This is a genomic window from Bacteroides sp. BFG-637, assembly GCF_024793605.1.
GTDB lineage: Bacteria > Bacteroidota > Bacteroidia > Bacteroidales > Bacteroidaceae > Bacteroides > Bacteroides vicugnae.
This window is the reverse complement of record NZ_JANUPD010000002.1, coordinates 3,319,825-3,344,292: the sequence shown is the minus strand read 5'-3', so window position 1 is coordinate 3,344,292 and position 24,468 is coordinate 3,319,825. Positions and strand designations below refer to the sequence as shown.

General features: G+C 42.2%; 18 protein-coding genes, 2 tRNA genes and 4 pseudogenes. 17 read left to right on the top strand and 7 right to left on the bottom strand.

What is annotated here, in order from left to right; genetic code table 11:
- Nucleotides 1–64 precede the first annotated feature (64 nt).
- Nucleotides 65–1,588: a glutamine-hydrolyzing GMP synthase gene (gene guaA / locus NXX38_RS12785; RefSeq protein ID WP_148364333.1), complete on the bottom strand. Its 1,524-nt coding sequence runs from the start codon at nucleotides 1,586–1,588 to the stop codon at nucleotides 65–67.
- A gap of 131 nt (nucleotides 1,589–1,719) precedes the next feature.
- On the bottom strand, nucleotides 1,720–2,166 hold the full coding sequence (mscL, locus tag NXX38_RS12780; protein WP_148364332.1) for a large-conductance mechanosensitive channel protein MscL: 447 nt from the start codon (nucleotides 2,164–2,166) through the stop codon (nucleotides 1,720–1,722).
- 142 nt (nucleotides 2,167–2,308) lie between these two features.
- Here mscL and gap point away from each other — a divergent pair, with 142 nt between their 5' ends.
- From gap to NXX38_RS12745, 7 genes are all read left to right on the top strand, one after another.
- Nucleotides 2,309–3,319, top strand: a complete 1,011-nt coding sequence (gene gap, locus NXX38_RS12775; protein ID WP_143258094.1) for a type I glyceraldehyde-3-phosphate dehydrogenase — start codon at nucleotides 2,309–2,311, stop codon at nucleotides 3,317–3,319.
- A gap of 173 nt (nucleotides 3,320–3,492) precedes the next feature.
- The gene (locus NXX38_RS12770) at nucleotides 3,493–5,553 is read left to right on the top strand and encodes a M3 family metallopeptidase (protein WP_148364331.1); all 2,061 of its coding nucleotides are present in this window, start codon (nucleotides 3,493–3,495) and stop codon (nucleotides 5,551–5,553) included.
- 24 nt (nucleotides 5,554–5,577) lie between these two features.
- Complete coding sequence (locus NXX38_RS12765) at nucleotides 5,578–6,093, top strand: DUF4847 domain-containing protein (RefSeq protein ID WP_258979630.1); 516 nt, start codon at nucleotides 5,578–5,580, stop codon at nucleotides 6,091–6,093.
- Between the two features lie 8 nt (nucleotides 6,094–6,101).
- Nucleotides 6,102–6,551 carry a dCMP deaminase family protein gene (locus NXX38_RS12760; RefSeq protein ID WP_148364329.1) on the top strand — a complete coding sequence of 150 codons (450 nt, stop codon included), beginning with the start codon at nucleotides 6,102–6,104 and terminating at the stop codon, nucleotides 6,549–6,551.
- Between the two features lie 30 nt (nucleotides 6,552–6,581).
- The gene (locus tag NXX38_RS12755; RefSeq protein ID WP_148364328.1) at nucleotides 6,582–8,333 is read left to right on the top strand and encodes a S41 family peptidase; all 1,752 of its coding nucleotides are present in this window, start codon (nucleotides 6,582–6,584) and stop codon (nucleotides 8,331–8,333) included.
- Nucleotides 8,311–8,838 (top strand): 5-formyltetrahydrofolate cyclo-ligase, encoded by a 528-nt coding sequence (locus NXX38_RS12750; RefSeq protein WP_229091884.1) that lies wholly within the window; start codon nucleotides 8,311–8,313, stop codon nucleotides 8,836–8,838. The genes NXX38_RS12755 and NXX38_RS12750 overlap by 23 nt, the downstream gene beginning before the upstream one ends.
- Nucleotides 8,783–9,574: a histidinol-phosphatase gene (locus tag NXX38_RS12745; RefSeq protein ID WP_258979628.1), complete on the top strand. Its 792-nt coding sequence runs from the start codon at nucleotides 8,783–8,785 to the stop codon at nucleotides 9,572–9,574. Before NXX38_RS12750 ends, NXX38_RS12745 begins: the two co-directional genes overlap by 56 nt.
- Here the strand turns inward: NXX38_RS12745 and NXX38_RS12740 are convergent.
- Nucleotides 9,561–9,848 carry a DUF721 domain-containing protein gene (locus NXX38_RS12740; RefSeq protein WP_074638816.1) on the bottom strand — a complete coding sequence of 96 codons (288 nt, stop codon included), beginning with the start codon at nucleotides 9,846–9,848 and terminating at the stop codon, nucleotides 9,561–9,563. The genes NXX38_RS12745 and NXX38_RS12740 overlap by 14 nt on opposite strands.
- Nucleotides 9,835–10,954, bottom strand: a pseudogene (gene recF, locus NXX38_RS12735) (DNA replication/repair protein RecF). The gene NXX38_RS12740 and the pseudogene recF overlap by 14 nt, the downstream one beginning before the upstream one ends.
- A 160-nt stretch (nucleotides 10,955–11,114) precedes the next feature.
- On the opposite strand from recF, the gene NXX38_RS12730 reads away from it, so the two are divergent.
- The 9 genes and pseudogenes from NXX38_RS12730 (at nucleotide 11,115) to NXX38_RS12690 (ending at nucleotide 21,239) form a co-directional block, all read left to right on the top strand.
- On the top strand, nucleotides 11,115–11,798 hold the full coding sequence (locus NXX38_RS12730) for a tetratricopeptide repeat protein (RefSeq protein WP_074638814.1): 684 nt from the start codon (nucleotides 11,115–11,117) through the stop codon (nucleotides 11,796–11,798).
- Nucleotides 11,799–11,951: 153 nt separating this feature from the next.
- The gene (gene ribH / locus NXX38_RS12725) at nucleotides 11,952–12,446 is read left to right on the top strand and encodes a 6,7-dimethyl-8-ribityllumazine synthase (RefSeq protein WP_004301766.1); all 495 of its coding nucleotides are present in this window, start codon (nucleotides 11,952–11,954) and stop codon (nucleotides 12,444–12,446) included.
- 50 nt (nucleotides 12,447–12,496) lie between these two features.
- Nucleotides 12,497–12,579 (top strand) — tRNA-Tyr (locus NXX38_RS12720).
- Between the two features lie 9 nt (nucleotides 12,580–12,588).
- Nucleotides 12,589–12,661, top strand: a tRNA-Gly gene (locus NXX38_RS12715).
- Between the two features lie 62 nt (nucleotides 12,662–12,723).
- Nucleotides 12,724–13,984: pseudogene (locus NXX38_RS12710) on the top strand (Gfo/Idh/MocA family protein).
- A 306-nt stretch (nucleotides 13,985–14,290) separates the two neighbouring features.
- Entirely contained in the window at nucleotides 14,291–15,700 is a 1,410-nt protein-coding gene (locus NXX38_RS12705) for a Gfo/Idh/MocA family protein (RefSeq protein WP_258981946.1), read from the top strand.
- Between the two features lie 114 nt (nucleotides 15,701–15,814).
- A complete protein-coding gene (locus NXX38_RS12700; protein ID WP_074560295.1) occupies nucleotides 15,815–16,705 on the top strand; it encodes a YitT family protein in 891 nt (296 codons plus the stop codon).
- A 72-nt stretch (nucleotides 16,706–16,777) separates the two neighbouring features.
- Nucleotides 16,778–20,120, top strand: a pseudogene (locus NXX38_RS12695) (glycoside hydrolase family 2 TIM barrel-domain containing protein).
- 30 nt (nucleotides 20,121–20,150) lie between these two features.
- Nucleotides 20,151–21,239 (top strand): phosphotransferase enzyme family protein, encoded by a 1,089-nt coding sequence (locus NXX38_RS12690; protein WP_074560289.1) that lies wholly within the window; start codon nucleotides 20,151–20,153, stop codon nucleotides 21,237–21,239.
- A 156-nt stretch (nucleotides 21,240–21,395) separates the two neighbouring features.
- Here NXX38_RS12690 and NXX38_RS12685 read toward each other — a convergent pair whose 3' ends face one another.
- From NXX38_RS12685 to truA, 3 genes and pseudogenes are all read right to left on the bottom strand, one after another.
- Nucleotides 21,396–22,061 carry a DUF3256 family protein gene (locus tag NXX38_RS12685; RefSeq protein ID WP_074560287.1) on the bottom strand — a complete coding sequence of 222 codons (666 nt, stop codon included), beginning with the start codon at nucleotides 22,059–22,061 and terminating at the stop codon, nucleotides 21,396–21,398.
- Nucleotides 22,062–22,105: 44 nt separating this feature from the next.
- A pseudogene (locus tag NXX38_RS12680) lies at nucleotides 22,106–23,007 on the bottom strand (EamA family transporter).
- A 68-nt stretch (nucleotides 23,008–23,075) separates the two neighbouring features.
- Nucleotides 23,076–23,831, bottom strand: coding sequence for a tRNA pseudouridine(38-40) synthase TruA (gene truA, locus NXX38_RS12675; protein ID WP_258979627.1), 756 nt, complete (start codon nucleotides 23,829–23,831; stop codon nucleotides 23,076–23,078).
- A 129-nt stretch (nucleotides 23,832–23,960) separates the two neighbouring features.
- Here truA and NXX38_RS12670 point away from each other — a divergent pair, with 129 nt between their 5' ends.
- A complete protein-coding gene (locus NXX38_RS12670) occupies nucleotides 23,961–24,458 on the top strand; it encodes a hypothetical protein (RefSeq protein WP_148364320.1) in 498 nt (165 codons plus the stop codon).
- Nucleotides 24,459–24,468 lie beyond the last annotated feature (10 nt).

The window sequence follows — 24,468 nt, the reverse complement described above, 5'->3', positions numbered from 1 at the left end:
ATCTATCACAAAAATAGCCTCAACAGGAATTTCCATTGAGGCTATCTTTATGATACAAAGTGTATTATTCCCATTCAATAGTTGCTGGCGGCTTGGAACTGATATCATAGGTGACACGGTTCACTCCTTTCACCTTATTAATAATATCATTCGATACCTTACCCATAAATTCATAAGGCAGATGTGCCCAGTCAGCTGTCATGGCATCAGTAGATGTCACAGCACGCAAAGCAACCGCTCTCTCATAAGTACGTTCATCTCCCATTACACCCACGGACTGTACCGGCAACAAGATAACCCCCGCCTGCCATACTTTATCATACAATCCCCAGTCACGCAATCCCTGGATAAAGATATCGTCAGCATCCTGCAGAATACGTACTTTTTCAGGAGTAATATCTCCCAGAATACGCACTGCCAGTCCCGGTCCCGGAAACGGATGACGGGTAATCAGATGCTCCGGCATACCCAACTCACGGCCCACCCGGCGAACTTCATCCTTAAACAACAAACGAAGCGGCTCACACAACTTCAGATTCATCTTTTCAGGAAGTCCCCCTACATTATGATGGCTCTTTATTACCGTACCCGTAATAGACAATGACTCAATGCAATCCGGATAAATAGTACCCTGCGCCAGCCATTTCACGTCTTTTATCTTATGAGCTTCTACATCGAACACATCGATAAAGCCCTTACCTATAATTTTACGCTTACTTTCCGGTTCAACCACCCCAGCCAGTTCTGCGAAGAACTTTGCACTGGCATCAACGCCAATCACATTCAAACCGAGACACTCATAATCCTTCATCACATTCTTGAACTCATTCTTACGCAGCATACCATGATCTACAAAGATACAAGTCAAGTTCTTGCCAATAGCCTTGTTCAGCAACACTGCTGCAACCGAAGAATCGACTCCGCCACTCAAACCGAGAACGACTTTATCATCCCCCAACTGCGCTTTCAGCTCGGCAACCGTACTTTCAATGAATGAAGCCGGCGACCAGTCTTGTTTGCAACCGCAAACATCTACCACAAAGTTCTTCAGGATTTGAGTTCCGTCTTCACTATGGAATACTTCCGGATGGAATTGAACACCCCACACTTGCTCACCTTCTACCTGATAAGCAGCAATCTCCACTTTATCTGTTGAAGCTATTTTCTTGAAATTATCGGGAATAGCAGTAATCGTATCTCCATGGCTCATCCATACCTGCGACCCATCACGCACTCCTTTAAACAGCACATTATCTTTGCAGAATGAAGCCAGGTGAGCACGTCCATATTCGCGTGTTCCGGCCGGTTCCACTTTTCCGCCATTAGTGTATGACATAAATTGTGCACCATAACAAATACCCAATATCGGATATTTACCACGAATTTCACTCAAATCTACTTTGAAAGCATCTTTATCGTAAACCGAGAAAGGACTTCCGGAGAGAATAACCCCTTTAATAGTCGGGTCTTCTTTAGGAAATTTGTTATAAGGAACAATTTCACAATACGTATCCAATTCGCGTACACGACGACCTATAAGCTGTGTTGTCTGCGAACCGAAATCAAGAATTATTATTTTTTCCTGCATATCAATGGTTGGATTTTGAATAAATTGAGTTGCAAAAGTAGAAAAAAGTACGCAATCTATATTAATAATGAAGAGAAAAATAAAGGAGATTCACCAGTTTACACTTGGAACCTCCTTTATTTCAATTAGAATCAACGATTCTTTTCTTTCAATAAATCACGTATCTCCGTCAACAAAACCTCCTCCTTCGTTGGCGCAGGAGGAGCTGGAGGAGTGGCTGCCACTTCTGCCTGTTTTTTAGTTGTCAACTTCGTAATCAACCGTATAAATAAGAATATAGCGAAAGCTATAATCAGAAAATCAAAGGTGGCTTGCAGAAACTGGCCATAATCCAACGTCACGGCCGGAGCTATCTCCTTGCCGTCAGCACCAATCTCCGCTGCTTTCATCACCCATTTCAAATCTGTAAAGTTCACACCGCCAACCAGTAAACCAATCGGAGGCATGATAACATTAGCAACCAATGATGATACGATTTTTCCAAATGCACCACCAATAACAACACCGACAGCCATGTCAATGACGTTACCTTTCATAGCAAACGCCTTAAAGTCCTGTAAAAATGTGTTCTTTCCCATCTTTTTTCAATATTTAATGTGAATTTAATATGCGAATATAAAAACATTTTTGTAATTTTGCACCGCATTTGAAAATAAAACAAGTGCGAAGGCTGAGAGATATTTGAACAAATATTATAAAACCCTTAAAAGTTTAAACAAAATGATTAAAGTAGGTATTAATGGATTCGGACGTATCGGACGTTTCGTTTTCCGCGCTGCAATGACAAGAAACGATATTCAAATCGTAGGTATCAATGACCTTTGCCCGGTTGATTACTTGGCTTATATGCTGAAATACGACACAATGCATGGTCAATTCGATGGTACTATCGAAGCAGATGTTGAAAACAGCAAACTGATCGTTAACGGTCAAGCTATCCGTATCACAGCTGAAAGAAACCCGGCTGACCTGAAATGGAATGAAGTAGGCGCAGAATACGTTGTTGAATCTACAGGTTTGTTCTTGAGCAAAGACAAAGCTCAGGCTCACATCGAAGCTGGTGCAAAATATGTTGTAATGTCAGCTCCTTCTAAAGATGACACTCCGATGTTCGTTTGCGGTGTAAACGAAAAAACATACGTAAAAGGTACTCAATTCGTATCTAACGCTTCTTGTACTACTAACTGTTTGGCTCCTATCGCTAAAGTATTGAACGACAAGTTCGGTATCCTTGACGGTTTGATGACTACAGTTCACTCTACAACTGCTACTCAGAAAACAGTTGACGGTCCTTCTATGAAAGACTGGAGAGGTGGTCGTGCTGCTTCTGGCAACATCATCCCTTCTTCTACTGGTGCTGCTAAGGCTGTAGGTAAAGTAATCCCTGCATTGAACGGCAAATTGACTGGTATGTCTATGCGTGTTCCGACTTTGGACGTATCTGTAGTTGACTTGACAGTTAACTTGGCTAAACCGGCTACTTACGCTGAAATCTGCGCTGCAATGAAAGAAGCTTCTGAAGGCGAATTGAAAGGTATCCTGGGTTACACTGAAGATGCAGTAGTTTCTTCTGACTTCTTGGGTGACACTCGTACTTCTATCTTCGACGCTAAAGCAGGTATCGCTTTGACTGATACTTTCGTTAAAGTTGTATCTTGGTATGACAACGAAATCGGTTACTCTAACAAAGTTCTTGACTTGATCGCTCACATGGCATCAGTTAACGCTTAATTAGAAGCCTGAACAATATAGGAAACCGCTGCGGGAAACCGTAGCGGTTTTTTTATACATTTCATTTTATATATTGTTAAAAAGCAACGTGTTATCCGTTGAATAAGCTACAATTTTAGTAGCTTTGTACCTCTATGAAGAGATTAATACTAACATTGATACTAGTTTGCACTATGAACAATATAATAAATGCCCAGAATCCTTTCTACGGGCAATATCATACGCCGCACGAAACCGTGCCGTTCGACCGGATTAAAACCGAACATTATGAACCTGCTATTCTGGAAGGAATCAGGCTGCAAAATGCTGAAATAGAAGCTATCATACAGAATCCGGAAAAGGCTGACTTCACCAATACAATAGAAGCTTTCGACGAATCCGGAGAATTACTGGATAAAGTAGTAGCCGTCTTCGGCAATATGCTAAGCGCAGAAACGAATGACGACCTGCAAGAACTGGCTCAAAAGATAATGCCGTTGCTTAGTGAACACAGCAACAATATCACACTGAACGAAAAGTTATTCGCACGTGTGAAAGAAGTGTATAACCAGAAAGAGGCTTTGCAACTGACACAGGAACAAAAACAGTTACTGGAAAATGCATATAACAGCTTTGTACGCCATGGCGCCAACCTGGAAGGAGAAGCACGGGAAGAATACCGTCGCCTGACTACCGAATTGAGTAAACTGACTCTAACTTTCAGTGAAAACAATCTGAAAGAGACGAATGCTTATCAAATGCTGTTAACAAAAAAAGAAAGCCTCGCCGGACTACCCGAAATTATCATAGAAGCAGCTGCAGAAACAGCCAAGAGCGAAGGAAAGGAAGGATGGGTATTCACGCTTCACGCTCCGAGCTATGTTCCTTTCATGACGTATTCCGATAATCGGGATTTACGTCAAAAACTGTATATGGCTTATAACACCAAATGTACACACGATAACGAATTCAATAATATCGACATCGTAAAAAAAATAGCCAATACACGCATGAAAATAGCCCAATTACTGGGATACAAAGATTATGCGGAATATACGCTAAAGAAAAGAATGGCTGAAAACAGCAAGTCGGTATACAAGCTACTCAACCAACTGTTGGAAGCATATACTCCTACTGCACAGCAAGAATATAAAGAGATACAAGAACTGGCTCGTAAAGAACAGGGAGCTGATTTCGTTGTCATGCCTTGGGACTGGAATTATTATTCAAACAAACTGAAAGACAAAAAATTCAATATCAACGAAGAAATGCTTCGCCCCTACTTCGAACTGGAACAAGTGAAGAAAGGAGTGTTTGGTCTGGCTGAAAAGTTATATGGAATCACGTTCCGGAAAAACACAGAGATTCCGGTTTACCATAAAGAGGTGGAAGCCTTTGAAGTGTTTGATAAAGACGGCAAATTCTTAGCCGTCCTATACACCGACTTCCATCCGCGTCCGGGAAAACGTGCCGGAGCCTGGATGACGAGTTACAAGGAGCAATGGATAGATAAAAAGACCGGTGAAAACAGCCGTCCGCATGTATCCGTTGTAATGAACTTCACCAAGCCAACCGAGAATAAGCCTGCTTTATTGACTTTCAATGAGGTAGAAACATTCTTACATGAGTTCGGACATAGCCTGCACGGTATGTTTGCCAATTCCACTTACAGGAGTTTAAGTGGAACTAATGTATATTGGGATTTCGTGGAACTTCCCTCACAAATTATGGAGAATTTTGCCATAGAGAAAGATTTCCTCAATACCTTTGCCCGCCATTATCAGACGGGAGAAGTTTTGCCGGATGAATTGATAAAACGTCTTGTAGATGCATCAAACTTCAATATTGCGTATGCTTGTCTGAGACAAATAAGTTTCGGTCTACTTGATATGGCATGGTATACGCGTAACACTCCTTTTGAAGGAGATGTGAAAGCTTATGAACAGGAAGCCTGGAAGGATGCGCAAATATTACCGGTAGTACAAGAAGCTTGCATGAGTACGCAGTTCTCCCACATCTTTGCCGGTGGATATGCCGCTGGATACTACAGCTACAAATGGGCGGAAGTATTGGATGCTGACGCTTTTTCATTATTCAAGCAAAAAGGGATATTCAATCAGGAAGTGGCAGACTCATTCCGCAATAATATTCTGTCGAAAGGAGGAACGGAACATCCGATGGTACTTTATAAACGTTTCCGCGGACAGGAACCGAGCATTGATGCTTTGCTAATCAGAAATGGGATAAAGAAATAAGTATTAAGTTATTAGATATTAAATATGAAGAGAAGTATATTTCAAATAGTAGGATTGCTTTTATTGCTTCCTTTATTTTCTGGATGTAATGATTCGGACGATGTAGCTGCTATCTTTACAGGAAAAACTTGGAAACTAAATTATATCACAGTAGATGGAGGTCATGAGATGTTTGGCTTTTGGGAGAATGAAGAACAAGAAAAAGCAAGTATTGAAGAGCTTAATAAAAACGGTACATACAACATCGTATTTGATGGTACAGTAGATGGAGATGTTATCAACGGAAATATAAAAGGAAGTGTAATTGCAACCAGTACTTTTGAAGGGAAATGGAATGCCAACGCCAAGAACAACAGTTTTAAAGCTACAGTCACCACCGCTGGTAGCTATGGCAACGATAGACTCGCCAAAAATTTTATAGAGGGACTTAATACCGCCACATCTTACGAAGGAGACAGTAACAACTTATACCTTTTATACAAACCGGCATCCGGAAAACAAACTTTCCGCATGGTTTTCCGGATAGTCAGCAATAAATAGTAAACAACATGGACACTAAAAAGAAACAATTAGAACTTGACAAACGTTATATACGCATGGCCAGCATATGGGCTGAAAATTCCTATTGCCAACGCCGTAAAGTAGGAGCTTTAATTGTTAAGGATAAAATGATTATCTCCGACGGATATAACGGGACACCTTCCGGATTCGAGAATGTATGTGAAGATGAAAACAACCTGACAAAACCATACGTTCTGCATGCGGAAGCCAATGCCATTACCAAAATAGCGCGTTCAAACAACAGTAGCGACGGTGCTACCATGTACGTCACCGCCTCTCCTTGCATCGAATGTGCAAAGTTAATCATACAGGCAGGAATCAAACGGGTAGTTTATTCCGAGCATTACCGCCTGGAAGATGGAATAGAGTTATTAAAACGGGCGGGAATCGAAGTTATCTACACAGAGTTAGATGATAATTCCTCTCCCAATAAATAAGAAGACGAACGTTTTAAAAAAGGAATAGACATGAGTACAAAAAACTCTTCACGTTTCACACCTGTCATCATAGCAGTCAGCGTGGTAGTCGGGATTCTTATCGGTACATTTTATGCCAAGCATTTTGCCGGCAACCGTTTGGGTATCATCAACGGTTCCTCCAATAAGCTAAACGCGTTGTTACGCATTGTAGACGATCAATATGTCGACACCGTAAACATGGCCGATTTGGTAGAAAAAGCCATGCCGCAAATTCTAGCCGAACTGGATCCGCATTCAACTTATATCCCAGCCCAAAATCTCGAAGAAGTCAACTCTGAGCTGGAAGGCAGCTTCAGCGGAATTGGCATCCAGTTTACCATACAGAATGACACCATTCATGTCAATGCTGTTGTTCAGGGAGGTCCTTCTGAAAAGATAGGATTAATGGCGGGCGACCGCATTGTTACTGTAGACGATAGCTTGTTTGTCGGCAAGAAAGTAACGAACGAACGGGCTATGCGCACCTTGAAAGGTCCGAAAGGCTCACAAGTAAAATTGGGAATCAGACGAACAGGAGAAAAGGACTTATTACACTTCAACATCACGCGTGGAGACATTCCTCAAAATACCGTAGATGCCGCTTATATGTTAAATGACAATATCGGTTATGTGAAAGTCAGTAAATTCGGACGTACCAGTCATGTAGAATTGCTGAATGCATTAGCACAGCTCAACCATAAAAAATGCAAAGGTCTAATCATTGACCTACGCGGTAATACCGGAGGATATATGGAAGCAGCCATCCGCATGGTTAATGAATTCCTGCCCGAAGGCAAGTTGATCGTATATACTCAAGGCCGTAAATATCCACGTGCAGAAGAATTTGCTAACGGTACGGGTAGCTGTCAGAAAATGCCGCTTGTTGTATTGATTGACGAAGGTTCTGCTTCTGCCAGTGAAATCTTCACCGGAGCTATTCAAGATAACGACCGGGGTACAGTTGTAGGACGCCGTTCTTTCGGTAAGGGACTTGTGCAACAGCCCATCGATTTCAGTGACGGATCGGCTATCCGCCTGACTATCGCCCGCTACTACACCCCATCCGGACGTTGCATCCAACGCCCGTACGAAAGTGGTAAAGACCGTAACTATGAGCTGGATTTATATACCCGTTACGAACATGGAGAATTTTTCTCACGTGATAGTATCAAGCAGAATGAGAGTGAACGTTATAATACCAGCTTGGGACGTACTGTGTATGGCGGTGGTGGTATCATGCCGGATATATTCGTACCGCAGGATACGACGGGAGTCACTTCTTATCTATCGACAGTTATTAACCGGGGATTGACTATTCAGTTCACATTCCAGTACACCGACAACAATCGGAAGAAATTAAGCCAATACGAAACAGAGGAAGAATTGCTGAATTATCTTCGTCATCAGGGTTTGGTGGAACAGTTTGTCCGTTTTGCTGACAGTAAAGGAGTGAAAAGAAGAAACATCCTCATTCAGAAATCATACAAATTATTGGAAAAGAACCTCTTCGGCAACATCATCTACAACATGCTTGGATTGGAAGCTTATCTCCAATACTTTAACAAGACAGATGCTACTGTTATTAAAGGTATTGAGATACTTGAAAAAGGAGAAGCTTTCCCAAAAGCCCCGGTAGCCGTTGAAGAGGAAGAAGTGACGAAGGATAAAAAAGATGGAAAGAAAAAAAGAACTGCGCAAGCATATAGCATTACTGAAGACCCGACACGCGGATTCAACTATGCGAAAGCTGCAATCAGCTAACATACTTGCCGCCCTCGAAGCCCATCCGGCTTTCAGGGCGGCAAATACAGTATTACTATATCATTCACTGAATGACGAAGTAGACACACATGCCTTTATTCAAAAATGGAGGACTGAAAAGCGGATTCTACTCCCTGTAGTAGTAGGCGATGATTTAGAACTACGGATATACACCGGACCGGAAGACATGTCAATCAGCGGTATCTACGGTATAGCAGAACCAACCGGAGAAATATTCACAGACTATGCAGCCATAGACTTCATCGTCGTTCCCGGAGTAGCTTTCGATGCTAAAGGTAACCGTCTGGGACGGGGAAAAGGATATTATGACCGTCTCCTGCCACGCATACCATCAGCCTACAAAGCAGGAATCTGTTTCCCATTTCAATTAGTAGAAGAAGTTCCGGCGGAATCATTCGACATCCGCATGGATATAATTATAACAATCAATGAAGACGAATTATCACACCCATACCACCCGCTGCCATCATGCGACAGGGAGTGACGAAGAATTTGTTTTAAGTGCCATCAAAGGCGGCTATCAAGAATTAGGTTTTTCTGACCACACTCCGTGGAAATACCACACTGATTATATATCCGACATCCGGATGCTTCCCGAAGAATTAGCGGAATATGTGGAAAGCATCCGTTCGCTGCAAGAGAAATATAAAAATCAAATCAGCATAAAAATAGGATTGGAATGCGAATATTTTCCTGAATACATACACTGGCTAAAAGGAGTCATCAAAGAATATAAACTGGACTATATCATCTTCGGAAATCACCATTTTCACACAGATGAGAAGTTTCCCTACTTCGGCCGGAATACAGATTCGGTAGACATGCTCGAACTCTATGAAGAGAGTGCTATTGAAGGAATGGAAAGCGGACTATTTGCCTACCTTGCCCATCCGGATTTATTTATGCGTTCTTACCCCGAGTTCGATCGTCATTGTAAGCTAGTCAGCAGGCATATCTGCCGGACAGCAGTACGGTTAAACTTACCGTTGGAATATAATATCGGATATGAAGAATATAATGACATTCATGGTATTACTACCATTCCTCATCCAGATTTCTGGAAAATAGCCGCCCATGAAGGTTGCACCGCTATCATCGGCGTAGATGCCCATAACAATCAATATTTGGAAAATCCTTTTTATTACAACCGTGCAACCGAAACACTCCGGAAGCTAGGCATAAAGGTGATAAACAGAATATCTTTCTTCAACGAAAAATAATATTTGTAATAACGGTAGCCCCGACTTTCTGATTCAGCGTGCGTACCAATACCTCACGCCCCATCATCAATTCCTGACGAAGAGCAGCAGAAGTCAGATGCACATACAATGTCTGATTACGAATATAAAGATTGCTGGTATAAGCCGCCGCCGGTCCCAAGATTTGAGGCCAGGCATCTAGCAGCCTTTGTTCGTTCAGCGGAGATTCCAAACTCTCCTGACGAAGAAACTGTTGAATCAGTTTTCCTATTTGTTCGGCATCATTGCGCTTCATTTTCAGCCTCCGTTTCTTGAATTGTACCCTCCTCTACACGAAATATTTTATAATCGCTGCCTACCTTATGTAAAATACGGTCGAGATGTCCCCGGTTCGTATCCGTTATAAATATCTGCCCGAAATTGTCTCCGGCCACCAGCTTCACAATTTGCTCTACACGGGAAGCATCCAACTTATCAAAAATATCATCCAGTAATAATAAAGGAACAGTCCGACCGGTACGTTTCAAAAAATCAAACTGTGCCAGTTTCAATGCTACCAGATACGTTTTGTTCTGTCCCTGCGAACCTTCTTTCTTTATCGGGAATTCACCCAACAACATATTCAACTCATCTTTATGAATGCCACGCAAAGAGAATCCCATTATCTTATCCCTCTCCCTGCTTTGCTTCAACACTTCCAACAAAGAAGCATCCCGCGCATGAGACTCATAAGATAGTCCCACCACCTCTTTATCTTGCGAAATAAAGGAATAGAAAGATTGGAAAATAGGAATAAACTCCCGGATAAACGCTTCACGCTTCTGGAATACGATTGCACCGGCTTGCGCCATCATCTCCTCCCATACAAGAAACAGCTCCTCCTCCACCGGAAACTCACTCTTCAACAATGTGTTACGCTGCGCCAATGCTTTATTGTACCGTATCAGCGCTTCAAGATATTCCTTATCATACTGCGAAATCACTACATCCATAAACCGGCGGCGCTCCTCACTTCCTCCGGCTATCAATTCGGAATCGGCAGGTGAAACCATCACCAGGGGCAGAAAACCGATGTGGTCCGAAAAACGACTATATTCTTTCTTGTTCCGTTTAAATTGTTTCTTCGAACGGCGTTTCATCCCACAATAAATCTCTTCAGGAGTTCCGTCCTCCGCTTCCATAAAAGCCCTGAATCACGAAAAAGTCTTGTTCATGACGAATATTTTGAGAATCAATCGGGTTTCCGGAGCTCTTACAGAAAGACAAGAAATACACCGCATCCAGCAGATTCGTCTTTCCCATTCCATTCAGTCCGAAAAAGCAATTCAGCTTAGCAGAGAATCCCAGTTCTACCTCTTCCAGATTCTTATAGTTTAATACAGATATTCGTTTCAGTATCATTGTGTACACGTTAATTTGTTCACAAAAGTAGCAAGATTTTCGTGGTTTTCGGGTGTAAAACAAAAAAAGATGCTTCTAAATTTCGTTTGTAGATATAAAAAAACTACTTTTGCGAGTCGAAATATCAAACGGTGAATAATAACAAAAAGAATCATATAAAATGGCAGAACAAAAGAATCAGAACGAACATCTGAACGTAGAAGATGCACTGACACAATCGGAAGCATTTCTTATCAAGTACAAAAACGCAATTATTGGCGGTGTTGTTGCTGTGATTATTATTGTAGCAGGTTTTATCATGTACAAAAACCTCTATGCTGAACCACGTGAGGAAAAAGCACAGGCAGCTCTTTTCAAAGGACAGGAATACTTTGAACAGGATGCTTTTGAGCAGGCTTTGAATGGCGACAGCATCGGTTATGCAGGTTTCCTGAAAGTTGCCGATGACTACAGCGGAACAAAAGCGGCAAATCTGGCAAAAGCTTATGCTGGTATTTGCTACGCACAACTTGGCAAATATGAAGAAGCAGTGAAGATGCTGGACAGTTTCAATGGAAAAGACCAAATGGTTGCCCCGGCAATCTTGGGTGCTGCAGGTAACTGCTATGCACAACTTGGCCAATTAGACAAAGCGGCTTCTACTTTACTGTCGGCTGCAGACAAAGCAGACAACAACACATTAAGCCCGATCTTCCTGATACAAGCCGGTGAAATCCTGGTAAAACAGGGAAAATATGACGATGCTGTAAACGCTTACACTAAGATCAAGGATAAATACTTCCAATCTTATCAGGCTATGGACATCGACAAATATATCGAGCAAGCTAAATTGATGAAAAAATAATATACCTTATTATATAAGGGAATCGAGGCACGGATTACACCGGATTAAGCGGACTATCTATTAAAACCGTGGAATCCGTGAAATCCGTGCCTTTCTTCTTAATCTCTCATACTCTCAAATTTTCATTTTATAATCCTCAACTTTTAATTAACTATGGCAACAGCTTACCATAACTTATCCGAATATGATTTCAATTCCGTTCCGAATGCAGAAGCAATGAAATTTGGTATCGTCGTATCCGAATGGAATTTCAATATTACCGGTGCTTTACTGAAAGGTGCAGTCGATACATTAAAAAAACATGGAGCAAAAGACGAAAATATTCTGGTGAAAACTGTACCGGGAAGTTTCGAACTTACTTTTGGAGCCAACCAAATGATGGAAAATTGCGATCTTGATGCAATTATTGCAATTGGTTGCGTAATTAAAGGAGATACTCCACATTTTGATTATGTTTGCATGGGAGCAACCCAAGGAATTACCGAATTAAACGCAACTGGCGATATACCAGTTATTTACGGATTAATTACCACAAATACAATGGAGCAAGCAGAGGATCGTGCCGGTGGCAAACTGGGTAACAAAGGAGATGAATGTGCAATTACTGCAATAAAAATGATCGATTTTGTTTGGAGTTTAAATAAATAGTTGTATCTTTGCACCGCAATTGAGAAACAAACCTCCTCAAAAGCAAAAAAGGGCAAATACCAGAGTGGCCAAATGGGGCAGACTGTAAATCTGCTGTCTTTCGACTTCGGTGGTTCGAATCCATCTTTGCCCACAAAAAATTGCGGAAGTAGCTCAGTTGATAGAGCATTAGCCTTCCAAGCTGAGGGTCGCGGGTTTGAGCCCCGTCTTCCGCTCTCCAAAGAGAATCTGAGAAATTAGATTCTCTTTTTTTTGTTTAACTTTAGTCCGTAAGCTTATGAAGAATTCTCCGGTACAATCGCACGTACTCCGGCTAGCACATCCCCCCTATCCCCACTGTCCGCATCGGGATTATAGGACTGGGCAATCGAGGATTGCTCACCTTACAACGTTATCTGCAAATTGAAGGAGTAGAAATCAAAGCTCTTTGTGAAATAAGAGAAGGAAATTTAAGTAAGGCTCAACAACTATTAAAAGAAGCCGGCCGTTCCGAAGCCACAGGATATACTGGAGTGGAGGGATGGAAAAAGATGTGCGAATCGGACGAAGCAGATTTAATATTCATCTGTACCGACTGGTTAATGCACACTCCAATGGCAACCTTCGCAATGGAATGCAATAAACATGTAGCCATTGAAGTTCCGGCTGCTATGAGCGTGGAAGAATGTTGGCAGTTAGTAGACACTGCAGAAAAAACCAGGCGACACTGCATCATGCTCGAAAATTGTTGTTATGATCCTTTTGCACTAATGACCCTCAATATGGCCCAACGAGGACTGTTCGGAGAAATCATGCATGTAGAAGGAGCCTACATTCACGATCTTCGTTCAATGTACTTTGCCGAAGAGAGCGAAGGCGGCTACCACAACCATTGGGGAAAAAGATACAGCATCGAACATACAGGCAATCCTTATCCCACTCATGGGTTAGGCCCCGCCTGTCAGATACTGGATATTCATCGCAGCGACAGAATGGAATATCTCGTTTCCATGTCTACTCATCAGGCAGGAATGAGCGAATATGCCCGCAGACTATTCGGCGAATATTCACCGGAAGCCCACCAGAAATATCAATTGGGAGATGTAAATACCACTCTTATCCACACGCTCAAAGGGAAGACAATCATGCTTCAATACGCCATATCCACCCCACGTCCTTACAGCCGCCTTCAAACAATATGCGGCACACTGGGATTCGCCCAGAAATACCCTGTCCCCTGTATCGCCCTGGATCCTAATGGAGACACTCCACTTGAAGGAGAACTGCTAGAAAAAATGATGGCACGCTATAAACATCCTTTTAGCGCAACCATTGGCGAAGAAGCACATCGCAGAGGCCTACCTAATGAGATGAATTATGTAATGGATTACCGCCTTATTCATTGTCTGCGCAACGGGCTTCCACTGGATATGGATGTATACGACGCTGCCGAGTGGTCGTGCATCACAGAACTAAGTGAAAAATCTGTACTGAATAAGAGCATGGCAGTAGAAATTCCGGATTTCACCAGGGGAGCCTGGAAAAAATACAAATACTAGGTTCCAACAGAAGTACAGCTGAAGCAGGTAGCTTACCCCAACAAGAGTAGTAAACGTTAAGCAATTCTAAAAAGGTGACTTTTTTTTAGGAAGAGTCTCTTTATGACATGTCTTTTATATGTATTTGACGTCACATAAGCCTACACAAAATCAGGTAGAAAAAGCCTGACTCATTTTTTACCTCATAATAGAAACTTATCTGATGAAAATATCGATTATAAATACAAATAATTGGCTAATTAATTACTATTTTTGACACGTAAATGAAAAACAGCGAATAACCCCTATTAAAAACTTTAAAATATGATGAAGAAACTACTTACAGTCACTGCCATCGGCTTGGCTTTGTTAACTTGGCACACCAGTTGTACTCAACAACCAAAGACTCCGGAAGCCTTTACTCCCATCAAAGTAGAAACTCCTGCCCGCCCTGCCGGACAAGAAGATGTAATCCAACTCGTTACTCCTAAAATTGATACCGTTCGTGTCGGTTTCATCGGATTAGGAATGCGTGGTCCCGGCGCCGTGGCACGCTGGACCCATATCCCGGGAACTAAGATTATAGCATTATGCGACCTGCTTCCCGAACGTGTTGAAAAATCACAAGAAATATTGAAGAATGCCGGACTTCCTGAAGCTGCTTCTTACAGCGGTTCGGAAGAGGCATGGAAGCAACTTTGTGAACGAGACGATATTGATCTGGTATACATAGCCACCGACTGGAAACATCATGCAGCAATGGGTGTTTATGCCATGGAACATGGCAAACATGTAGCCATCGAAGTTCCTGCCGCCATGACACTGGATGAAATCTGGCAGCTAATCAATACTTCTGAAAAGACCCGTAAACATTGTATGCAGCTCGAAAACTGCGTATATGACTTCTTTGAACTGACCTCTTTAAACATGGCACAACAAGGCGTATTCGGAGAAGTGCTTCATGTAGAAGGTTCATATATCCACAATCTGGAAGATTTCTGGCCTGAATACTGGAATAACTGGCGAATGGATTATAATCATCTGCACCGTGGCGATGTATATGCTACCCACGGCATGGGTCCTGCTTGTCAGGTACTTAATATCCACCGTGGTGACCGCATGAAAACATTGGTATCAATGGATACGAAAGCTGTCAACGGACCGGCTTATATTAAGAAACAAACAGGAGAAGAAGTGACCGACTTCCAGAATGGTGACCAGACTTCTACCCTGATTCGCACAGAGAACGGAAAAACAATGTTGATTCAGCACAACGTAATGACTCCACGCCCATACAGCCGTATGTATCAAATAGTGGGAGCCGATGGTTATGCAAGCAAATATCCGATTGAAGAATATTGCCTGAGACCTTCACAAGTTGATTCAAAAGATGTGCCTAATCATGAGAATCTGAATGCACATGGTTCTGTACCTGAAAACGTAAAGAAAGCCTTGATGGATAAATATAAAGATCCTATTCATATAGAGCTGGAAGAAACAGCCAAGAAAGTAGGTGGACACGGTGGTATGGACTTTATCATGGACTACCGCCTGGCATATTGCTTGCAGAATGGACTGCCATTGGATATGGACGTTTATGACTTGGCAGAATGGTGTTGCATGGCTGAACTTACCAGACTTTCTATCGAAAACAATTCAGCTCCGGTAGAAGTACCCGACTTCACTCGTGGTGGATGGAATAAAGTACAAGGCTACCGTCACGCTTTTGCAAAATAAAACAGAATATTTCCTTTTAGCACGAGCATAATGAACCAATCCGGCTTCTCCCCCAAAGCCGGATTATTCATGGGTTCGTGTTTGAACATTTTATAGATTATCATTATCACGTTTATGAAAACAGCTATTCCAAAGCCTTCTAAGCAAAGCATTATCCGTGAAGCCAGAGATTATGTAATGATTGCCATCGGCATGATTTTGTATGGTATCGGTTGGACCGTTTTTCTGTTGCCTAACGATATCACCACCGGGGGAGTACCGGGTATTGCTTCTATCGTATATTGGGCCACAGGTTTTCCGGTACAATATACGTACTTCAGCATCAACCTCTTCTTGCTGTTACTGGCACTCAAGTTGCTGGGACTAAAGTTTTGCATCAAAACTATTTTCGGTGTATTTACTCTTACCTTCTTTCTGTCCGTCATTCAAAAACTGACGGCAGGTTTCGGTCTTCTCCACGACCAGCCTTTTATGGCATGTGTCATCGGAGCATCCTTCTGTGGAGGCGGCATAGGTGTTGCCTTTTCGGCCAATGGAAGTACGGGAGGTACAGATATTATTGCAGCCATCATCAACAAATACCGGGACATCACATTAGGAAGAGTCGTGCTTATCTGCGATATGATTATCATTTCTTCCAGTTATTTTGTCTTAAAAGACTGGGAAAAAGTGGTGTATGGGTTTGTAACTCTTTATATTTGTAGTTTCGTTCTCGACCAGGTAGTGAATAGCGCCCGCCAATCCGTACAGTTCTTTATCATATCTAACAAATATGAAGAAATAGGACGGCATATTAACGAATATCCACACCGGGGAGTGACGATTATCAATGCAACCGGCTTTTATACAGGACGAGAAGTAAAGATGATGTTTGTATTAGCCAAGAAAAGGGAATCGCCTATCATCTTCCGGTTGATAAAAGACATAGACCCGAATGCATTTGTATCGCAAAGTGCTGTCATCGGAGTGTATGGAGAAGGATTCGATCATATCAAAGTAAAATAAAAAAGAAATGAAAAACCAATATTGAGATACATGAAATTTCGACCAACCCCCAATTTATTAACAGGCATTTTCATGGGAATATTTTCCCTGACAACACTTAGTACAATGGCTGAGAAAGCCGTGAAACCTTATTGGCAGGACGTGCAGGTAGTTGAAGTCAACAAAGAGTATCCACGTACTTCTTTTATGACATACAACAATCGCGCTGATGCTTTGAGTGGCAAGTTCGAACGAAGCAAGTATTACCGCTTGTTGAACGGAACCTGGAAATTCTACTTCGTAGACTCTTATAAAAAGCTTCCCGACAACATTACCGATCCGAACACCAATACAGATTCGTGGGATGATATTCAGGTGCCCGGAAACTGGGAAGTACAAGGACACGGAATAGCCATCTACACCAATCATGGTTATGAATTCAAACCTCGGAACCCGCAACCTCCTACTCTTCCCGAAGCCAATCCGGTAGGAGTTTATCGCCGGGACATCGATATTCCGGCAGACTGGGACGGGCGGGATATCTACTTGCATCTGGCAGGAGCTAAGTCCGGCGTATATGTATATATCAACGGACAAGAAGTAGGATATAGTGAAGATTCCAAAAATCCGGCAGAATTTCTTATCAACAACTATGTGAAGCCCGGAAAGAACGTACTTACAGTTAAAATCTTCCGTTGGAGCACCGGTTCATATCTTGAATGTCAGGACTTCTGGCGTATGAGTGGTATTGAACGCGATGTTTTTCTGTATTCACAACCTAAAGCCGCTCTCAAAGATTTCCGAATTAAGTCTACGCTGGACGACAGTTACAAAAATGGAATCTTCGGTTTAAATGTCGATTTGAGAAATCATGAAAAGGCTGCAACTAATCTTACATTAGTTTATGAACTATTAGATGCACAAGGAAAAGTTGTAGCTACTGAAGAGAAGACAGCCTATATTCCATCGAACGAAGTGCGTACACTTTCTTTCGATAAGAATCTGACAGATGTCAGCACATGGACTTCCGAACATCCGAATCTATACAAACTGTTGATGACAGTAAAAGAGGATGGCAAAGTCAATGAAATCATTCCTTTCAATGTAGGATTCCGCCGGATTGAGATCAAGCCTATCGAACAGAAAGCTGCTAACGGAAAACCATATGTCTGCTTATTCATCAACGGTCAGCCTCTGAAACTGAAAGGGGTAAATATCCACGAACATAATCCGTCAACAGGTCATTATGTAACAGAGGATTTAATGCGCCGTGACTTCGAACTTATGAAGCAGCATAACTTAAACAGTGTACGCCTTTGCCACTATCCGCAAGACCGCCGTTTCTATGAGCTTTGTGATGAATACGGACTTTATGTATATGATGAAGCCAATGTGGAAAGCCACGGAATGTATTATGATCTCCGGAAAGGCGGTTCACTGGGAAACAATCCCGAATGGCTGAAACCACACATGGATCGCACCATCAATATGTTTGAACGTAATAAGAACTACCCGAGCGTTACATTCTGGTCGCTGGGAAATGGAAGCCGGAAACGGATATAATTTCTATCAGACTTATCTGTGGGTGAAAGAGGCAGACAAAGACCTGATGAATCGTCCGGTCAACTATGAACGTGCTCAATGGGAATGGAATTCCGATATGTATGTTCCGCAATATCCGGGTGCCGACTGGCTGGAAAATATCGGAAAGAATGGTAGTGACCGTCCTGTAGCCCCTTCCGAGTACGCACATGCCATGGGAAACTCCACCGGAAATCTGTGGGGACAATGGCAGGCAATTTACAAATATCCGAATCTCCAAGGCGGATATATCTGGGACTGGGTAGACCAGGGCCTTCTCCAAAAAGATAAAAATGGAAGAGAATACTGGGCTTACGGAGGTGACTTCGGGGTAGACGCACCGAGCGATGGTAACTTCCTCTGCAACGGTCTTGTCAATCCGGATCGTGGTCCGCATCCGGCAATGGCTGAAGTGAAATATGTACATCAGAATGTAGGTTTTGAAGCAGTAGATGCCGCAGCCGGTATATTCAAAATCACCAACCGTTTCTATTTCACTAACCTGAAAAAGTATCAGATTCACTACCATATACTCGCTAACGGGAAGACAATAAAAGGTGGAAAAGTATCTTTGGATATTGCTCCGCAAGCCTCTAAAGAGTTCACCGTACCGGTAAATAGTCTGAAAGCCCAACCGGGAACAGAATATTTTGTCAACTTCAGTGTAACAACCACAGAACCTGAACCGCTGATTCCAACCGGATATGAAATTGCATACGACCAGTTCCAACTTCCTATTCAAGCAGAGAAGAGTATTTATAAAGCAAACGGTCCGGCATTGAAAACAACAACCCAAGGAGATGAATTAATCGTTTCTTCCTCCAAAGTAAACTTTGTATTCAACAAGAATAGCGGATTAGTAACCTCGTATAAAGTAGACGGTACTGAATATTTCAAAGACGGATTTGGTATTCAGCCTAACTTCTGGCGTGCTCCTAATGATAATGATTATGGTAACAGCGCTCCTAAACGCTTGCAGGTATGGAAGCAATCAAGCAAAAACTTCCGCATAACGGATGCTACCATGACAACAGAGGATAGAGCAGTTTCTTTAAATGTGACCTACTTATTGGCTGCCGGCAACTTGTATGTCGTCACTTACAAAATCTATCCGAACGGAATAGTCAACGTAAATGCCAAGTTCACATCAACGGATATGCAGCCTACAGAAACAGAAGTTTCCGAAGCTACCCGCATGGCTACATTTACCCCCGGAAGTGATGCTGCCCGCAAGGCTGCCTCCAAATTGGAAGTCCCCCGTATCGGGGTGCGTTTCCGCTTGCCGGCACAGATGAATAATGTACAATACTTTGGCCGTGGCCCGGAAGAGAATTATATCGACCGCAATCACGGAACGCTCGTTGGCGTATATAAGACAACAGCGGATCAAATGTACTTCAACTATGTGCGTCCACAGGAAAACGGACATCACACAGATACCCGTTGGATCGCCTTATCTCCTAATAAAGGAAACGGTCTGGTTTTGGTAGCGGACAGTCTTATCGGATTCAATGCCTTGCGCAACTCTATCGAAGACTTTGACTCTGAAGAAGCTCTGCCCCACCCTTACCAATGGAATAACTTCAGCCCGGAAGAGGTTGCCAATCACGATGAAAACGTTGCCCGCAACGTATTACGTAGAATGCATCATGTCAACGACATCACTCCCAGAGATTTCGTTGAAGTTTGTGTGGATATGAAGCAACAAGGAGTAGGCGGATATGACAGTTGGGGCGCTCGCCCGGAACCTTTCCACCAAATCCCGGCTAACCGTGATTACCAGTGGGGCTTCACATTAGTGCCCGTTCGCTCGGCTAACCAGGCCAACGAAGCTGCTAAATATGATTATCGATAACCTTTGTATAAATTTTTAAAGAAAAAAAACATGAAAGATTTATCTAGCATCGTAGCTAAATTTAAAGTCCAAGGTACGATAGAAGAAATCAAACCTTTGGGTGCAGGACTTATCAACGACACTTATAAAGTAAATACCAAAGAAGCAGATGCTCCCGACTATGTTTTGCAACGCATCAATCATGCCATTTTCCAGAATGTAGAAATGCTTCAATCCAATATTACTGCTGTTACCAATCACATTCGCAAGAAACTGACGGAAGCCGGAGAATCGGATATAGACCGCAAGGTGTTGAGTTTCCTCGAAACAGAAGAAGGTAAAACATACTGGTTCGACGGTGACAGCTATTGGCGTGTGATGGTATTCATCCCACGTGCAAAAACGTATGAGACGGTGAATCCCGAATATTCCAACTATGCAGGAGAAGCCTTCGGCAGCTTCCAGGCTATGTTGGCCGATATTCCAGAAACATTGGGTGAAACCATACCCGATTTCCACAACATGGAGTTCCGCCTCAAACAACTACGTGAAGCCGTTGCAAAGGATGCTGCCGGACGGGTATCAGAAGTGAAGTACTATTTGGATGAAATAGAGAAACGCGCAGATGAAATGTGTAAAGCTGAACGTTTATATCGTGAAGGAAAACTTCCCAAACGCGTTTGCCACTGCGATACGAAAGTGAATAACATGATGTTCGACGAGGATGGTAAAGTGCTTTGTGTCATCGACCTGGATACGGTAATGCCTAGCTTTATATTCTCCGATTATGGTGACTTCCTACGTACAGGTGCCAACACAGGTGATGAAGACGACAAAGACCTTGATCGTGTAAACTTCAATATGGAAATATTCAAAGCATTTACCAAGGGTTATCTGAAAGGAGCTAAATCATTCCTGACGCAGATCGAGATTGAAAATCTTCCTTATGCGGCTGCTTTATTCCCATACATGCAGTGCGTACGGTTCCTGGCAGATTATATCAACGGAGATACTTATTATAAAATCAAATATCCGGAACACAACCTCGTTCGCACCAAAGCACAATTCAAATTACTTCAAAGTGTGGAAGCAAACACACCGGAAATGACAGCGTTCATCAACGAATGCTTGTTAAATTGAGAATTGAGAATTAAAAATTGAGAAATAGGGATTATTCAATAATCCCGCTGATTAAAAATATCAAAAAGGCAACTAACTCGTAAAGAATTAGTTGCCTTATATTTTTTATTTTGAGAATATCCAGAGATAGCCACAGCGCAGCTTATTTCTCAATTTTTAATTCTCAATTCTCAATTTAACAAATGCTCCATTTTTCCAATGGTAGACTACAGGGCGGCGGAGAAACGGTTTCAGTTTCTCTGCTGTTTCTTTTGACATATAGTCGGGGGTTGTTAACGTAAGTGTCAGTTCCGTATTTTCTTTATTAAAATCGGCTTTCATCAATAGCATATCTGCAGAACGACGTGCTTCATCAAACTTATAAACTCCTATTGAATCGGGAGCATTCAGAAAATCATCCATCAAGGGCAAGGTAATAAAGAGAGATGTAGTAAGCGGTTTCCAGTCGTCCGTATAGAAACGGATGCTGCTATCACAAGCAGGAGCACAAACAGTAGAGACTGTACAGATTACGTTCGTTGAATCATTTAGTGCCAACACTTTCATCTGCCAGGTAGATTGAGCTGACATTTGCATACGGATATAGTCTTTACCAAGATCAGTCATCTCCGACTTCTTGCCGAAACGGTTTTCCACTTGCGCTTTCATCTTACTTTCCAGAAAGTCTATACAATCTTCACGATTCACTTTTGTAAGCAAGGGACTTAAAGAATCCGGCATATTCACAAACAAAGTTTTGGCTTCTTGCGCCTGAAGAGCAGTCGAAACAAAAAGTCCGACAGCAGAGAAGAATATAGTGATAACAAGTTTATTTATTTTCATATCTGTCTTATTTAACCTATGACAAACAGTCTTGTGTTACTGTTTTAACTTTTAGACCCCAAATATAAGAATATCATTCCGATTAACACCAGTATAAGGTCAATCGCTTTGCTTTTTAAATTCTTTTCACGGAAGAAAAGCGCACCGAAAGTGAAAGAAACAACCACACTTCCCCGACGCACCATCGAAACGATAGAAATCATCGAATCGTCGTAACTTAATGCGTAAAAGTAAACAAAATCGGCAGCAGAAAGGAAAATGGAAATCAGGATAATCGTCCAATCCCAGCGGAACGGGTAGTGGACTTTCTTTTAGGCCACCAAAGCAACAGCAGGATAGGACACATGATAAACACCTGATAAACATTATACCAAGATTGCACCAGCATCGGATTCAGAGACTTCATCAGATATTTATCATACAAACCGCTGATAGCACCTGTAATGGCAGCCAGTACAATAAAAAAGATCCATTTGTTATGCTTAAAATCAATTCCTTCTTTCTTTCCCGAACGGCTCAACATAAAGAAAGAGGCAATGGCCAGCATCACGCCAATCCATTGATAGAGATTCAATCGTTCACCAAATACCAGCATAGCTCCCACGAGCACCATCACCGGACGGGTGGCATTGATAGGTCCCACAATGGTTATGGGTAAATGCTTCATTCCGAAATATCCGAATATCCACGAAGACAATACGATGAACGACTTGATGATAATATATTTATGCTGTTCCCAACCAGCAACGGGAACATTGAATATCGTTCCTCCCAACAAATCCGGTTGATAAACGGATATCAGGATAAACGGTAGAAAGATGAGACTGGAAAAAAATGTATTTAGAAACAAGACAGGAAGTACTGCATTATCTTTCAACGATTTCTTCTTGAATACATCATAAAAGCCCAGCAAAGTAGCCGATAGGAATGCTAATAATAACCACATAAGATGATTTACGATTTGACGATTTACTATTTACGATTGAAATTTCCTAAATGATAAGATGCTATTGGTCAGGTAGATTCAAATATATTTTCCGGATATTCCACATTGACCAGAAACAGGGCTTGCCCCGGAGCAGATGTCCCGGCTTTGCAACGGTCCTGCTGTTCTATAATCCGCCGGAAACCTTCAACTGTCAGTTTCCCGCGTCCCACTTCAATGAGTGTGCCTACGATGGCTCGCACCATATTCCGCAGAAAACGGTCGGCACGAATCGTAAATACCCAGGTAGCATCTTCTTCTTGCGTCCATTCGGCATGGGTGATATGACAAATATTGGTCTTTACATCCGTATGAAGTTTACTGAAACTCGTAAAATCGTTGTACTCGAAAAGGATACGTGCAGCTTCGTTCATGCGTTCATAATTCAACTGGTTATAAAGCCGCCAGCGATATTGCCTGTTAAAAGGATATTTCGATGTCGTCACATAATATTTATAAGTTCGCGCAGTCGCATCAAAGCGGGCATGGGCATCCGGCCGAACCCGGCAAACACGATAAATGGAAATATCGGGAGGCAGCAGACGATTTAATTTATCAGTAACAGAAGTAGTATCCAACGGTTCATCGGAATCAAAATGAGCAACCATCAGAGAGGCATGCACTCCCGCATCCGTCCGGCCTGCTCCTATTACTTCAATTTCGCGACGCAGAAAGGTAGCCAATGCTTTCATCAGACATTCCTGCACACTAATCCCATTCGGTTGAATCTGCCAACCGTGATAGTTGGTTCCGTCATAAGCCAAATAAATAAAATACCTTTGCACGCTAATTCCTCTCTTTTAGGGTTTTCGCGCGCAAAAGTAGTTATTTTATCTCATTTATCTTTGTATAATTCGCATAAACCTGTATATTTGGAGAACAAAATAATCATGATTCACTAATACCTCACAATTATGAGTAGTACCATTTTCCTTATTATTGCCCTTGTGACAACAGGAATATTTGTAATCCAATTCGTTTTATCCATCTTTTTCGGAGACATAGATGCCGATGTAGACGTGGATGCTGACATCAGCAGCGTAGTTTCTTTTAAAGGACTAACTCATTTTGGAATCGGATTCGGTTGGTACATGTATTTAGCGGGAAACACTGAAATTCAAAGTTATGTCATCGGTATTCTGGTGGGTCTTTTCTTTGTTCTGGCTGTGTGGTTTCTCTATAAGAAAGCTTATCAACTGCAACAAGTGAATCATTCTGAACAGACAGATCAACTTGTAGGACGGGAATGTACCATCTACTTCAAGCAAAGTGACAGCAAATATACAGTACAGACAAGCCGGGACGGAGCAATGCGCGAAGTAGACGTCATCTCCGAATCCGGAAAAGCATATCAGACGGGTGACAGAACAATCATCACCCGTTATAAAGACGGAACGCTATTCATTCAATAACTATTCAAAT